The sequence below is a fragment of the Enterococcus sp. 9E7_DIV0242 genome (assembly GCF_002140975.2).
In the GTDB taxonomy this organism is placed as follows: domain Bacteria; phylum Bacillota; class Bacilli; order Lactobacillales; family Enterococcaceae; genus Enterococcus_L; species Enterococcus_L clewellii.
Window position 1 is genome coordinate 4484539 of the sequence record NZ_CP147247.1, and the last position, 16605, is coordinate 4501143.

A 16605-nucleotide genomic window follows, 5' to 3' on the forward strand; every position below is an offset into this window, starting at 1 on the left:
TCTAAGAGAAACGATGGAGCAGCAAAATAGTTGAGCAAGAGACTGTGATTCTTGCAACGGCTGATTAGCCAGTTGGAAAAGTCAGTTGAGTGCGCGATTATGCATTATTTACAGGGTGGCATTAATTATTACTATGGGTCGCGGCTCTAGTGATTCACTAACAATATTCAGGGAAATTAATTGAAGAAAGCAGGAATAGAAAAAATGAAACAATTATCCAGCAGTCAAGTTCGTCAAATGTTTTTAGACTTTTTCAAAAGTAAAGGGCACACTATTGAACCAAGTGCATCACTTGTGCCAGTCAACGATCCAACATTATTGTGGATCAACTCAGGTGTTGCAACGCTAAAGAAATACTTTGATGGTTCCGTTGTACCTGAAAATCCAAGAATTACCAATGCACAAAAATCTATTCGTACAAATGATATTGAAAATGTTGGGAAAACAGCCCGCCACCATACAATGTTTGAAATGATGGGGAATTTTTCTATTGGGGATTACTTCAAAAAAGAAGCGATTCATTGGGCTTGGGAGTTCCTAACTTCACCGGATTGGATTGGTTTTGATCCTGAAAAGCTATATGTGACTGTTTATCCAAAAGACACAGAAGCAAAACGTATTTGGCGCGAAGAAGTTGGGTTGCCAGCAGACCATATTGTTGATGTGGAAGACAATTTTTGGGATATCGGTGCTGGCCCATGTGGTCCCGATTCAGAAATTTTCTATGACCGTGGCGAAGCTTTCCTTGATATTCCAGAGGATGATCCGGAAAATTTTCCAGGTGGAGAGAACGAGCGCTATTTAGAAATTTGGAATCTGGTGTTTTCTGAATTCAATCATCAGCCAGATGGATCTTACGAGCCGCTTCCGCATAAAAACATTGATACTGGGATGGGACTGGAAAGAATGGTCTCTGTTATCCAAGATGCACCAACAAACTTTGAAACAGACTTGTTTATGCCGATCATTCATGAAGTAGAGAAGCTAAGCAATCAAGTGAAGTACGGAGACAGTCCGCAAACAGATAGCTCATTCAAGGTGATTGCTGACCACATTCGTGCATTATCGTTTGCTATTGGTGATGGAGCGGTTCCATCTAATGAAGGCCGAGGCTATGTGTTGCGCCGTTTGTTACGTCGTGCAGTTATGCATGGTAAAAAGCTGGGAATTGATAAATCCTTCTTATATGAACTGGTTCCTGTAGTTGGTGAGATCATGGTCAGCTACTATCCGGAAGTGCTTCAAAAGAAAGAATTTATTGAAAAAGTGGTTCATAATGAAGAGAAACGTTTCCATGAAACGATCAACGAAGGCTTAGAGATTTTGAACCAAGTCATCGAACAAGTGAAAGCATCCGGCGAAGATACATTGAACGGAAAAGATATTTTCAAGCTTTATGATACGTATGGTTTCCCTGTAGAATTAACAGAAGAGGTTGCAGAAGATGAGGGCTTGAAGGTCGATCATGAAGGCTTTGAAAAAGAAATGAACGCACAACGTGAACGAGCTCGTGCGGCGCGAAATACAGAAGCTTCGATGGGGGTTCAGTCTGCTGTTTTAACAGATATCAAAGTTGCGAGTACCTTTGTTGGGTATACTCAGCTTGAGGCTGAAAGTAAATTGTTGATCATTCTACAGGATGAAGAGATTATTGATACGGTTTCGGAAGGAACTGTTCAAGTGATTTTTGCTGAAACGCCGTTTTATGCAGAAATGGGTGGACAGGTTGCCGACCATGGAACGATCGAAACAGCAGATGGAACAGTGGTAGCAAATGTTGTAAATGTCGTGAAAGCACCGAATGGACAATTTCTCCATACAATTGAAGTGATCGGGCTAATGACAGAAGGCGGCAGCTACCAATTGAAAGTTGACGAAAAAATGCGGAATCGTATTTTGAAAAATCATACAGCAACTCACTTGTTGCATCGTGCATTGAAAGATATTCTAGGCGACCATGCCAATCAGGCTGGCTCCCTTGTGGCACCGGGACACTTACGCTTTGACTTCACTCATTTTGGTCAAGTGACAGCGGAAGAATTGGTTCAGATGGAAGCAATCGTTAATGAAAAAATCTGGGAAGCGATCCCTGTTGAGACGATCGAAACTGATATTGATACCGCCAAAAATATGGGCGCAATGGCTCTGTTTGGTGAAAAATATGGTAGAGAAGTCCGCGTGGTTAATATCGGTGGCTATTCTATTGAGCTTTGTGGTGGGACACATGTTCAAAATACTGAAGATATCGGTATTTTCAAAATCGTTTCTGAATCTGGAATCGGTGCGGGGGTTCGTCGGATCGAGGCTGTAACAAGTAAGGAAGCCTACGAAATGATGAATGAGGAAGAGCAGCAGCTGAAGGCAATTGCCGGTATCGTGAAGTCACCGCAGTTGAAAGAAGTTGTTTCTAAGACAGAACAGCTGCAACAACAGCTTCGTCAACTGCAAAGAGAAAATGAACAATTAGCAGGCAAACTGGCGAATCAACAAGCCGGCGACATTTTCAAGGATGTCAAAGAAGTGAATGGACATACCTACATTGCTGCAAAGGTCAATGTAAAAGATATGAATCAGCTTCGTCAATTAGCTGACCAATGGAAGCAAAAAGAATTATCTGATGTCTTGGTACTAGCGACAGCACAAGAAGACAAGGTAAGTCTTCTGGCTGCGATGTCATCCAAAGCAAATGAATCTGGCTTGAAAGCTGGGGACTTGATCAAAGCAATCGCACCCAAAGTGGGCGGTGGCGGCGGCGGTCGTCCTGATATGGCACAAGCCGGTGGTAAAAATCCAGCAGGAATTGCAGATGCGCTAAACGAAGTAACAAGCTGGCTTGAAAGCAAATAAGGGCATCCGTGATGTATAAACGAAACAGATAATACTAAACAAATCAGAAAACAGGCGATTGAAACGTAGAATGTTTCAATCGCCTGTTTTCTGATTTGTTAAGAGGTAAGTATTTGTCTTTATCAATAAAATAATATGTTTTCAAAAACTATTCATAAAAAGTGAGTATATTTTCATGAAAATGATATGAAAAAAGTATGGGTGAGTCGCCATAAAACACGACAGTGATATAGGAATGTATGAAAAGACAAGCAGTATATTTTTAATAAATCAATATTTTTTGTAAAGTTAGGGGGAGGAATCATAGGGGAGGATTATCAAATGAATAAAAAATGGATATACAGCTTAATGGCTGTGCTGATTTTTCTACAATATCTGGCACCATTGCCGGCGATTGCAGAAGAGCTAACGAAAGTAAATGAAGAGTTGACGCTGTCGGGACTTACAGTTACCGGAGAGACAGAAGACACGATTGAACTGAAGCTTGATGGTCAAGCGAAAAATGACCAAAATATACCGATCGACAAACAGTTAACGGTCAATGGTGGAGCGAAGCTGATTGTTCAAAATGGTACGAGCTCAGGAACTATTGCCGGTGCTTATTCGGTAACTGAAAGTGGTCTTCAATTGTCGCTTCCGGCAAATGCGCAAGGAGATTTTAGTCTGAGTTTTTCCATTGACAGACGATCCGTAGCAAGTGGGGAGTCCTTTGTTCTAACTGGAAATAATCAGTCTGTTTCAACGACGCTCCCGATTCAAGAAGAAATAAGCTCTTCTAGTTCAGAGGAGATAGAAAGTAATACGACACAAGAGAGTACCGCAACTAGCGAATCCAGTAGTACCTCTGAAGAAACAAGTACGAGCGAAACGCAGTCAACTGAAACTTCCTCTTCGATTCCGGAAAAGCAAGCAAGAGCCGATGGCGGAAATGATATTCGAACTTATTTTGATGGTGGTACAGGAACAATACTATCAAGTGCCGACATTACTTTCAGGGACAAAGACGGTAATGTGATTACAGGATCGATCCCTGCTGATGCAACAGCTGTTGTTCATTACGATTGGTCAATTCCCGAAGAAATTCGAGATCAGATCCAACCCAATGATCACTTTACCTTTTATTTGCCAGAAGGAGTGGAAATTGCGATTCCTCATGTACGTGAGCTTGTTAATGATGATGGAACAATATATGGTGCATATTCTGTTGATTCTACAGGAAAAGTGACCATGATATTTAATGAGAATGTCACAGATGAGTTTGATATTAAAGGAACTTTTGACTTCTTTACAAACTTTGATTCTGGTGTAATCACAACACCAGGGGAGAAAACAATCACATTTCCAGAGGAAGATAACCTACCTCCTGTTGATGTATTTATCAAGCCAACAACAGACACATCAATTGCTAAAGCCGGGAAGTTTGATAAGACACCGAATCCTGACAGTATTACTTGGACAGTAGATGTTAATCAAGCGATGAATAAATTGAATGATCCTGTTGTGACTGAAACTTGGCCAGATGGTGTAACACTTGATAAGGATTCAATAAAGGTTTACAAGCTTGTCATGAATCTAGATGGAACAATCAATTCAGTTGGCGAAACATTGACACCCGATCAATACACGATAGATGCGAACGGAAATGTGACGATTCTTGGTGAGACATCGGATGCCTACCGCGTGGAATATGTGACGAACGTCAACGATTCAAAAATTCCAGTTGCTGGAGGATCTGTGCCGTTCAAAAATCAGGCGAGTCTTTCAGATAAAAATGATCCCACGAAAATTCCAGCAGAAGCAACAGTCACTGCAACTTATGGGAAATTGATTCAAAAAAGCAGGAATAGCTATGATTCTACAAATCAGCAGTTTAGTTGGACGATCAAATATAACTATGGAGAGAAGGATATCCCGAAAGCAGATGCAGTGATTACTGATACAATGAGTGACAATATGGAGCTTATCAAGGAATCATTAGTCATCTATCCAATCACCTTTGCCGCAAATGGAAGTGAGATACAACAAGCGCCGCTTCCTGCTTCTGCTTATACAATTGAACCAAATCCGAATGGTTCCGGTTTTGTTATTAAATTTGCGGATGATATTGACGGAGCGTATAAAATTACGTATAAAACGCAGGTAGATGGTATTGTCACTGGAACCACTCCTGTTAATAATACAGTGAATGTCGGTACTGGTGAGGGCAGCACAGGTGGCGGAAATGCAACACAGCAAAATATTATCAAAAGTCTGCGCTCTGTAGACTATACAGATTCAACAGCCGATTGGCGCTTTGTTGTTAACCGAAACCACTATACGATGAAAAATCTGACGATCACTGATGTGTTTGATCCGGTTCCAGGTATGGCTCTAGCAAGACCTGATGAAGGTGTAGGTGGTAATTATGAGCTAAAGATTACCTCATCAACAGGAAAAGTTTTAACGTTGGGAACAGACTACGAATTGGTGGTCAATAACTATGATGGTAGTAGTGATTATGGTTTTGATATAAAATTCATCAATGATTATGCAGAGACGACAGAGTCTTTTACCATTGACTATACAACAAAGTTTGATATTAGTGTGATTGATCCACGAGATCCTGCGAAAGATCATTTTCATAATAAAGGAACAGTGAACTGGGTCGATGAGAACAATGATCCACATACCTCATCGGACGAGAAGGATTTTGAGCCAAAGCCGGAGTTCTCCTACAATGCAGGAAAAAGCGGAGCATACAATGCACAAACGAAAACGATCACTTGGACTCTTCATACGAATTTAAGTGAAAATCAACTGCATAATGCAACTCTGACAGATCCAATCACTGGAAATCAGGAGTATGTGCCGAATTCACTAAAAATCTATTATGGTCATACGAATCCTGATGGTACGGTGGTAAAAGAAAGTGACGATTTGGTCAATGATCAGATGGTTACGATTAAACAGCCCAATGAAAATAATAATACTCTATTTTTACAATACCCAAACAATCAAAAAACTTACTATATAGAGTTTCAGACGACGTTGAAAGATAAAGTCGTCAATGAAGCAAAAACCTATGAAAATATAGCGAACTATATCAATAATGATGTCAGTCGAGATGTTATTGGACAGGTTTCGGTGAAAAACGGGGGATCTCACGTTCAAAAAACAGGAGCACAAGATCCAGATGATCCAAATTATGTTTTATGGAATGTGACCATCAACCCAAGCTTATCTACACTTAGTGATGTTGTTGTCACTGATAAACCTTCTAATAATCAAATTGTGGATCAAGAATCGATCAAGTTATATGGAACAACTGTGGCTGTAGATGGTACTGTGACAGTTGATCATACCAATGTATTGACGGAAGGAACTGATTATACAGTAGAGGTGATAACTGACAACGCGACTGGAAATCAACAGTTAGTAGTCAAACTTGTGAATGAAATCAGTACCGCTTATGTAATGGAATACCGCTCGTTGATCAGTTCTTCTGCTACAGGAAGCACGGATAAAGTGAGCAATCAGGTCTCTATTACAGGGACAGGATCTGAACAGGTGGAAGATGATACGAATAATGAAGTGACTGTGGAGATTGACCATAGTAGTGGTAGTGCCTCTGGGACAAAAGGAAAAATTACGCTGCAGAAAACGACAGAAGATCGTGTCGTTATGCCTGGTGTACATTTTGAATTATGGAACTTAGACAAGACACAGCTTCTTCGTGAAGGGGACATTGACGATAGCGGGTTGATCACCTTTGGGAATTTGAAACTTGGAGATTATCTATTAGTGGAAACGAGCACATTGCCTGGTTATACGATTCCGGATGATTTGGTAGCTGGACGTAAAATTACCATTTCACAGGCAACTAGTGAAGAAAGAGCTGTGCCGCTTGGCGTCATTAACGAAACTGCAAAAGTTTATCTGACAAAAACAGCTTCAGATGAGACAGCTTTGGCAGGCGCGGTCTTCAAATTGGAACAGAAGGTCATTGATATCTGGCAACCGGCTACTGGAAACAGTACGTTTACTACAAATGCACAGGGGATACTAGAGATTGAAGAATTGGTTCCGGGCGACTACCGCTTGATTGAAACAAAAGCGCCAGCTGGCTATTTGCTGGATGCGACACCAATTGAATTTACAGTAGCGAAAAATGCAGAAAATCAAATTCCGGAAGTTGATTTGACGATGACCAACTATCAAGGGTCGGCAAAATTAGTGAAAGAATCGGCAGATGGACAACCTTTAGCCAATGCACAATTCAACGTGATCGATTCATCTGGAAAAACAATAAATGCTGATCCGCTAGTTTCTGATGCATCGGGTGTTGTAACGATTAATAATCTGGCACCAGGCGACTATAAGTTTGTGGAAATAAAAGCACCGACCGGTTATATTTTGAATCAGCAAGAATATTCATTTACTATTGCCGATGAGGCGGTAGGGGAACCGGCGCAAGTCGATGTTGGAACTGCGACAAATTATCAAGGGTCAGCTGTTCTTCAGAAGAACGATCGATCTGGTAGTGGTTTGTCTGGGGCACAATTTGATATATATGATGCTACGGATACAAAAATCACAGCAGCACCATTGGTTTCAGATACCGACGGTAAAGTGACGATCGATGAGCTGGCACCGGGCTCTTATTACTTCAAGGAAGTCAAAGCACCGGATGGTTATGTTCTAAATACACAGACCTACGACTTTACTGTTCCGGAAGCAACGACTGGCGAATTGCCAACAATTAATGTCGGTGAAGCAGTAAACTATAAAGGAAATGCGGAATTAACGAAAGTAAATAGTCAAGGGGAGCTTTTGGCAGGCGCAGAGTTTTCTGTATACGATAAAAACAATCAGCTGATAAAGGATAAGCTCACCTCTGATGAACAAGGGCGGGTTCAAATCGCTGATTTGGCTCCTGGTGACTATAAATTTGTAGAAACAAAAGCACCAACTGGATATATTCTGAACCAGCAAGAATACCCTTTTACTGTTAAAGATGAGGCTGATGGACAACCTGAATTGGTTGACGTTGGCAAGGCTGTGAATTATCAAGGGTCAGCTGTTCTTCAAAAGAATGACCGATCTGGTGATGGTTTGGTAGGAGCAGGCTTCGATGTATATGACGCTACTGATAAAAAAATCACAGCGACACCTCTTCTTTCAGATGCTACTGGTAAAGTGACGATCGATAAGCTGGCACCGGGTTCTTATTACTTCAAAGAAGCCAAAGCACCGGATGATTATATTCTAAATACGCAAACCTATGCCTTTACTGTTCCAGAAACAAACAATGGCGAATTGGCGACAATCAATGTCGGTGAGGCAGTGAATTATAAGGGGAGTGCTCAATTAACGAAAAGAAATAGTCAAGGAGAGCTTTTGTCAGGAGCAGAATTTTCTGTATATGATGAAAAGGATCAGTTAATACAAGAAAAAATCATTTCTGATGAGCAAGGGTTGATTCGGATTAGCGAACTTGCGCCAGGCAACTACAAGTTTGTAGAAACCAAGGCACCAACCGGCTACATTTTGAATCAACAAGAATACCCATTTACAATTGTGGGTGAGGCTGCAGGTGAATTAGAGCAAGTGGCTGTCGGTACTGCTATAAATTATCAAGGCTCGGCCGTCCTTCAAAAGAACGATCGATCTGGTAATGGATTATCAGGAGCGCAATTTGATGTATACGACGCTACGGACAAAAAAATCACAACGACACCATTATCATCAGATACTACTGGTAAAGTGACGATCGATAAGCTGGCACCCGGTTCTTATTACTTTAAGGAGGTAAAAGCACCTGAGGGGTACATCTTAAATACACAGACTTACGACTTTATTGTTCCGGAAACAGCTACTGGTGAATTGCCAACAATCAATGTCGGTGAGGCAGTAAACTATAAAGGCAGTGCGGAACTAACCAAAATAAATGGCCAAGGGGAGCTTTTATCAGGCGCGGAATTTTCTGTATACGATGAAAACAATCAGCTGATACAGGATAAACTCGTATCGAATGCACAAGGGCTGGTTCGTATTACTGATTTGGCGCCAGGTAGATATTACTTCAAAGAAACAAAAGCACCAGTAGATGATGAAGGAAAAGACTACGTTATCAATGATTATCCTGTTTTCTTCACGGTTTCAGGAACTGCAGAAGGTGAACCAGAGATATTGGGCTTGGGTAACTTCCAAAACTTCAAAGGAAAAATTTCACTGACTAAAGAAGGTGAAGCTGCTCAAACAATTGCGGGAGCGGAATTCACGATTTATCGAGCAGATGACCAAAATCAAGAAGTAGCTGAACGAGTGGTTACAGTAGACGAAAGTGGAGAAATCGATATTAGTAATTTACGTCCGGGCAGCTACAAAATTGTTGAAACCAAAGCACCAATCGGATATATCATCAATACACAGCCGATTTACTTTGTTATTCAAGAGGATTCAGAAACAGAACCTGTAGTAGATCCTGTGACTGTACCAAACTATCAGATCTCCATTGTTGCTTACAAATTGGATGGGGATTCGAATGAACCTGTCAGAGGACTTGCTGGCGCAGAGTTTGTTGTTCTGAATGGTGATGGAACGCCATTGGATGAAACCCAAAAAATTTATGATGCCAATGGAGAAGAAATCACAGAAAATAATAAATTGACCTCCGACGAAAATGGTCGGGTATATGCATCTGGAACGGCAGCAGGAACGTTCCAATTGGTAGAAACAAAAGCACCTGAAGGCTACATTCTAGATACCACACCGATTTTCTTTACTGTAGAAAACCAAGCCGGGAAGCCAGAAAATATTCAATTGTCTTTAGGTGATATCAATAACTATAAGGGCAAGTTTTCAATTGAAAAAGTCAATGAAGAAGGAAAGCTTCTAAGTGGCGGGGTATTCCATATTGAAAATGAAAATGGTGAGAAACAAACCGTTACTGATTTATTAGGAAATCCTGTGACTGAGCTTTCTGCCAATGACAAAGGCCTGATTGCGGGTGGAGGATTAGCACCAGGCGCCTATACACTTGTAGAAGATGAAGCACCAGAAGGATATATCATCAACACGACGCCTCTTTCCTTTACTATTGCATCGGAAGTTACAGGGGAACTGACGACTGAAAATGGTGGGGTATTTAATGGACAGTTTGTGAACTACACAGGTTCAGCTCAACTAATCAAGGTAGATGACAAGAATCAACCCTTATCGGGGGCTGAATTCACAATGTATGATAGCACGGGTACGGAGATACAAACAGTGGTATCAGATAGCTCTGGTAAAGTGACTGTGACTGACTTAGCACCTGGTAGCTATGAATTAAGGGAAAGCAAAGCGCCGGAAGGCTATCAATTAAGCGACAAATCGGTGTCATTCACTGTTTCAAAAGAGGCATCTGATAAACCGATGCAGCTTGAGCTGGGGAATTATGTGAACAACAAGGTTCCGGAAGTTCCTAAGACGCCGAACACACCGAATACACCGGGAACACCGCCAGAAACACCACCTAGTGTAACACCAAAAGGTTGGTTGGCAATGTTCAATTCACAGGTGAATTATCTTTGGATCTATGCGGGCATTGTTGTTGTACTCGTTACTTCGGGTATGTTAATCAAGCGGAGTAGAAAAACTAGGAAATAGGATTTGAGTTGAGGTTTTAGGTGTATAGAAGAGTGTGGGATAGAGTTATGTCCCACACTCTTTTTTCGTACTACGACTGAACGTTTTTGTCTGAAGTTGTTTTTTTTGATGAGGTGGAAGCATTTCTTCAGTAGCTGATTCACGTCGATCCTTGGGCTTTCCCAGCTTTAGCTGCAGCAGTGATAAGATCAAAAGAAAATCATCGAATAGTCTGCCTATTTGGCAAGATTTCTTTAGCGTTGAATGCTATAATATGCTGTGGAGGAATCAAGATATGAATGAAAATCAATTATCAAAACGTTTAGAACGCGTTGGTGAGCTAATACCATCTGGCAGTCGTCTGGCAGATATCGGTTCCGATCACGCGTATTTACCTGTAGCACTTATGCTTCAAGGAAAAATAGAGTTTGCAGTGGCGGGCGAAGTCGTAAAAGGTCCGTATGACTCTGCTGAAAAACAAGTTCGAAAAAATGGCTTGAGTGAAAAAATAACTGTTCGATTAGCAGATGGTATGGAAGCTGTTACTGCTGAGGATCATATCACGGCTGTTTCCATCTGTGGAATGGGCGGAATACTGATTCGAGACATCCTCGAAAAAGGAAGAGTGACAGAGCATTTATCTGGGCAGGAAGTACTTATTCTTCAACCGAATGTTGGGGAACCTATGTTGAGAAGCTGGTTAATGACACAGAGCTATACGATTATTGCCGAAGATATTCTGGAAGAAAATCAAAAAATTTATGAAATCATTTGCGCGGAGAAGAAAGCGAGTCCAGCAAATTATACAGAAGAGGAGCTGACTTTCGGTCCGTTGCTGCTTCAAAAAAAAGGGATCGTATTTACTAAGAAATGGCAACGTGAGTTGAAACAACGAAGGAATGTTGTGGAGCAGTTGAAAAAATCAAAAGCAGACCAACAGCAAAAAATTGCTGCGTTGGAGCAGGAAATCAAGAAAATCGAGGAGGTATTGAAAGGTGAGTATTAGCGGAAATACCTTTATTGAAAAATTTGAAAGCTATTGCCCTCAATGGCTGGCTGAATCGGGTGATCCAGTTGGACTTCATATAGGAACACTGAACAAAGAAATGAAAACAATCATGGTCACCTTAGATGTTCGACCAGAAGTTGTTGCTGAAGCTATTGAGAAAAAAGTCGATTTGATCATTGCGAAGCATCCACCGATTTTCCGACCGGCAAAGCGATTAGATACGGATCAACCTCAAACGAAAATGTATGCAGAACTTCTGAAAAACGATATTGCTGTCTTTGCAGCACATACGAATTTAGATATCATCGAAAACGGCTTGAATGACTGGTTTTGCGACTATTTAGGTATTCATGACACCACTTATTTAACGAAAACACACACCGTACCCTATAAAAAATTAGCGGTGTTTGTTCCGGTTGATGACGCTAGTGAAATGCGGGCCGCGTTGGGAGAAGCAGGTGCCGGGACGCAAGGTGATTACAGAAATACCAGTTACTCTTTGATCGGCACCGGTCGATTTACACCAGTTGCCGGAGCAAATCCAGCAATTGGGACCCTTGATAAGGAAGAACAAGTTCAAGAGGCGAAGATCGAAGTGATTTTTCCTGAAACCTTGGAAAAAGCAGTGCTGTCTGCGATGTTAGCAGCACATCCTTATGAAGAACCGGCATTTGATGTCTATACGATCGATAATTTAAAAAAGGAGTATGGTTTGGGAAGAATTGGTGATTTGGCCGAACCTGTGAAGCTCTCTACTTTTGTTGAGAAAGTCAAACAAACCTTTTCATTGGAGGGCTTACGATTGGTCGCTGAGGATGAAGAAAAGGAAATCCAGCGCGTAGCAATTTGCGGTGGCAGCGGTGAGAAGTTTTATAAAGATGCATTGGGGAAAGGTGCCGATGTTTATATTACTGGTGATGTCTATTATCATACGGCACATGATATGGAAGCAGAAGGCCTGACCGTGATCGATCCGGGCCATCATATTGAAGAATTGTGTATGCCTGAGTTGGTCAAACTATTCAATCAATGGAAAAAGGTCTATAATTGGGATGTAACGTTTATACAGTCTGAAACAAATACGAATCCATTTAAATTTAGATAGGAGTAATTAAGATGTACGAAAATTTATTGCCTCGATTTTTAAGCTATGTAAAAACAGAAACTCGGTCAAACCCAAAGAGCACGACCACTCCCTCAACAGAAACGCAGATTGCTTTTGCGCAGACACTGAAAAAGGAATTGGAAGAGTTGGGGATGTCTGATGTTTTCTATAATGAAAGCAACGGTTTTGTTATCGCGACATTGCCGGCGAATACGGAGAAGTCTGTGCGCACGATTGGCTTTATCGCTCATATGGACACAGCCGATTTCAATGCAGAAAATGTTCATCCGCAAATCGTGGAAAACTACGATGGGGAGTCAACAATCAAGCTAGACAAGGATGGCAAGTACACATTAAATACTAAGGACTTTCCAAATTTAAAAAATTATGCTGGGCAAACATTGATTACAACGGATGGAACAACACTTCTAGGTGCTGATGATAAATCAGGAATTGCTGAAATCATGACAGCTATGGAGATTCTTATTAAGAATCCATCGATTGAACATGGCACGATTCGTGTTGCTTTTGGTCCGGATGAAGAAATCGGCGTAGGTGCGGATAAATTTGATGTTGCACAATTCAATGTTGATTTTGCATACACTATGGATGGTGGTCCAGTTGGCGAATTGCAGTATGAGACATTCAATGCTGCACAAGCAGAAATCACTTTTTATGGAAAGAATGTGCATCCGGGAACGGCTAAAAATACAATGATCAATGCACTGCAATTGGCGAATGATTTTCATAATCTGTTGCCGGCAGATGAGGTTCCGGAAAAAACAGAGGGCTATGAAGGATTTTTCCACTTGTTCTCTTTAGCTGGGACACCGGAAGAAGCATCGGCAACGTACATCATTCGAGATCACGATAAAAGTAAATTTGAAGAACGTAAACAGCAAATCACAGATATCCAAGAGAAGATGAATGCAGCGTTTGATCAAGAACGGATTGCTGTGAATATGTTCGATCAGTATTATAATATGAAAGAGATCATTGAGAAGGATATGAGCATTGTTGAATTAGCTAAAAATGCCATGATCGCTTTGAGTATCAAGCCATTGATCGAACCGATTCGTGGTGGAACGGATGGTTCTAAAATTTCTTATTTAGGAACACCAACGCCCAATATTTTTGCTGGTGGCGAAAATATGCATGGCCGTTTTGAGTTTGTTTCCTTACAAGCGATGGAAAAAGCGACAGATGTGATTGTGAAGATCGCTGAGTTAAACGCAAAATAATTTGAAACATAGAGATAGGCTGGAGCTGACTGATTTGGATTGCTCCAGCCTGCCCTTTTTCTGAGAGGAGAGAGTCATATGAAGAAATTCATGGTATTGTTCAATAATACCTCCGGTAATGACGAAGGACAGAAGCTTGCTGAACGATTCAAAGAATATGCTGAAGATAAAGACGACAATCTGACCTGTGATCTTCAAGAAATTGGTCCGGATATTGATGATCAAGAAGCGGTTGAAGCAGCAAGAGAAAAGAAAATCGATAGTCTGATCATTATTGGCGGAGACGGAACAATCAATCGAATGACGGCGGCATTCAAGGATGATTTGTCGCATTTGACTGTTGGAATATTACCCGGTGGTACAGTCAATAATGTAGCACAGGCGCTCAATATCCCTGCAGATTTTGAAAAAGCAGCAGCGATTATACTACAAGGGCATACTCGAGGTGTTGACTATGGTCTGATTGGGCAGCAACATAGTATCGTCAGCACAATGACCATTGGTATTTTGGCAGATACAGCTGCACGCATTACTCAGAAGGAAAAGCAAAAGTATGGTAAACTAATCTTTATCAGAAATTTTTTCAAGTTGTTGATAAAAAAGAAACGATACGATTTGGATATCGTGGTCGATAACGAGCGCTGGCAAGGAAAAACACAGCTTTTGGCATTATTGATGACAAATTCTGTTGGCGGTTATCGAAATTTTGATGCTTCTGCCAAACCAGACGATGGTCTGTTTCATCTAATTATCTTATCCCATATCAACTCATTTCGTCTAATTTTTTATTTACCGAAAATCATGCTTGGAAAAGTCAATGAGCTACCGGATATTGATTATTTGACAGGGACAAAGATAACGATAAAAAGCAGAAAAAATGAAAAAGTTGGGACCAGGGTAGACGGAGATCCATGTGATGATTTGCCGGTAGAACTGGTAATGGTCAAAAAAGGGCTATCGATATTTGCACCGGAAGAGACTTGAGCCCCAAACATCACTTTCTATGATCCTCCGCAGATCAGAGGAAAGCGAGGAAATTATGATAACTGAACGTTTAAACGAACTATTCTGGATTTATTTAATAGGAATCAATTTGTATACACTGATCTTGATGTTTTATGATAAGAGACAAGCTAAAAAGGGAGAGTGGCGAATTCCTGAAAAGCAGATTCTTTTTGCAGGGATTCTTGGTGGAGGTCCAATTGGATTGGTCAGTCAACGCCTGTTTCGCCACAAGACGAAGAAACCGAAATTCTATGTTGCCTTTATTATTGGAAGTGTTGTCTTTTTTGGGATTCTTTATTTCTATTTCACTAATTATCGTCATTAAGGGGAGAGAAGATGAAAAACAAACCAAAATTGAAGATTTTTCTGAACATTCTGCTGATGGCAGTCATGATCGGCGTAGTCTTCTATGTGGTGGATAATTCATTGAGCGATATTATGGCTCAATTATTGAAAACCAGTGCGGTAGTTGCTGTGATGGTCGTTATATTGGGTGTGATTTATCAGTTTGTTGAAGGGCAATCGATTCAGGAAATAGTAAGGAGCTTCGAGCCGAAGTTTACAATGACAGATGGATTTTTTGCTTCTTGTTATGTGGCTTTTTATCGGATTGTTTCTTTTGGAACGGGGACGCTTGTTTCTGAGGTTCTTTTTTATCGGAAAAAGGGCCTGGCCGTTTCTCAGGGGATGGGTGTAACTGCTCTTCACATGATTATGTATAAGTTAGCAGTCGTTTTTTGGGCAGTGCTAGGATTGATTACTCAGTTTTCGGCATTGTATAAAAGCTCTCCGCAAATGATTCCATTTATTTTAGCTGGAATGATTATTACTTTTTTGATTATTTTCGCCATACTTGCTTTGTCCGTCAGTATTCGTCTTCAAGTGATTTTGACTGTCTGGGCAAATAAGTTTATCAAACGTCAAAATCTAAGAGACTGGGTTGATAAATGCAATATTCAGATTTATTCATTAAGGGATACTGTGCAGACGATCATTAAAGATCGCTCGGCTCTGATTCGAATCTTTCTTTGGAATGTTGCAAAGGTCTTCATCTGGCTGTTGATTCCTTATGTGGCTTTAGTTGAACAGCACACAACCATTGATTTATTACAGGTGTTGTCTTTTACTAGCTTTTCTATCGTTTTAGCCGGTGTGATTCCCACACCAGCCGGGATCGGTTCATTTGAGTTTGTCTATTTGCTCTTGTTCAAGCCATTAGTTGGTACAGTCGATGCAGTGTCTTCTTTACTGCTTTATCGTTTCAGTAGCTTTGTCTTGCCATTTTTGATTGGGATGGTTTATGTCATGCAATTAAAGCGTAAGGAAATAAAAGAAGAAATTATTGCTGTACGAGAAGAGTCGGCTGAGTGAACAGTTTGATGAAAAATGGAGTATTTAAGCAACTATTGCTAATGTTTCACTGGGGTCGTTAACAGAACAGAATGCTTTAAGTCAAACGATGGTTTTAACCAACGAACTGTCAGTTTTCCAGTTACTATCATGGGAAACTGGCTTATTTTATTTTTGATTAATCGTTCAGCTTTATAGAAAACGCCCTACGGAGAATTTCAAATTGTTCTAAGCAAATATGATGTGTTATACTATTAGACATACTAGGGGAGTCATTATGACTGAGATGTTCAATTGAACGGACCCTTTGAACCTGTGAGTTGAGACTCGCGTAGGGAAGTAGTCTAAGGAATAGAGTGAATATTTCCGACTCTTCAAATGGTTCAATGACCTATTTGAAGAGTCTTTTTCTATTTTTTCGGCTTTCTTCTCAAAAAAAT

General features: G+C 40.7%; 8 protein-coding genes and 1 riboswitch. All 8 genes read left to right on the forward strand.

What is annotated here, in order from left to right; genetic code table 11:
- Positions 1–204: 204 nt before the first annotated feature.
- The 8 genes from alaS (at position 205) to A5888_RS20915 (ending at position 16186) form a co-directional block, all read left to right on the forward strand.
- Positions 205–2847: an alanine--tRNA ligase gene (gene alaS / locus A5888_RS20880; protein ID WP_086349360.1), complete on the forward strand. Its 2643-nt coding sequence runs from the start codon at positions 205–207 to the stop codon at positions 2845–2847.
- A 321-nt stretch (positions 2848–3168) separates the two neighbouring features.
- Positions 3169–10476: a SpaA isopeptide-forming pilin-related protein gene (locus A5888_RS20885; RefSeq protein ID WP_086349361.1), complete on the forward strand. Its 7308-nt coding sequence runs from the start codon at positions 3169–3171 to the stop codon at positions 10474–10476.
- 274 nt (positions 10477–10750) lie between these two features.
- Entirely contained in the window at positions 10751–11461 is a 711-nt protein-coding gene (locus A5888_RS20890) for a tRNA (adenine(22)-N(1))-methyltransferase (protein ID WP_086349362.1), read from the forward strand.
- Positions 11451–12569 (forward strand): Nif3-like dinuclear metal center hexameric protein, encoded by a 1119-nt coding sequence (locus A5888_RS20895; protein ID WP_086349363.1) that lies wholly within the window; start codon positions 11451–11453, stop codon positions 12567–12569. The genes A5888_RS20890 and A5888_RS20895 overlap by 11 nt, the downstream gene beginning before the upstream one ends.
- 11 nt (positions 12570–12580) lie before the next feature.
- Positions 12581–13810, forward strand: coding sequence for a peptidase T (pepT, locus tag A5888_RS20900; RefSeq protein ID WP_086349364.1), 1230 nt, complete (start codon positions 12581–12583; stop codon positions 13808–13810).
- A 78-nt stretch (positions 13811–13888) separates the two neighbouring features.
- Positions 13889–14794: a diacylglycerol/lipid kinase family protein gene (locus A5888_RS20905; RefSeq protein WP_086349365.1), complete on the forward strand. Its 906-nt coding sequence runs from the start codon at positions 13889–13891 to the stop codon at positions 14792–14794.
- 55 nt (positions 14795–14849) lie between these two features.
- On the forward strand, positions 14850–15140 hold the full coding sequence (locus A5888_RS20910) for a DUF1294 domain-containing protein (RefSeq protein ID WP_086349428.1): 291 nt from the start codon (positions 14850–14852) through the stop codon (positions 15138–15140).
- A gap of 11 nt (positions 15141–15151) precedes the next feature.
- Positions 15152–16186 carry a lysylphosphatidylglycerol synthase transmembrane domain-containing protein gene (locus A5888_RS20915; RefSeq protein ID WP_086349366.1) on the forward strand — a complete coding sequence of 345 codons (1035 nt, stop codon included), beginning with the start codon at positions 15152–15154 and terminating at the stop codon, positions 16184–16186.
- 234 nt (positions 16187–16420) lie between these two features.
- A riboswitch (TPP riboswitch) is annotated at positions 16421–16520 on the forward strand.
- Positions 16521–16605: the final 85 nt, after the last annotated feature.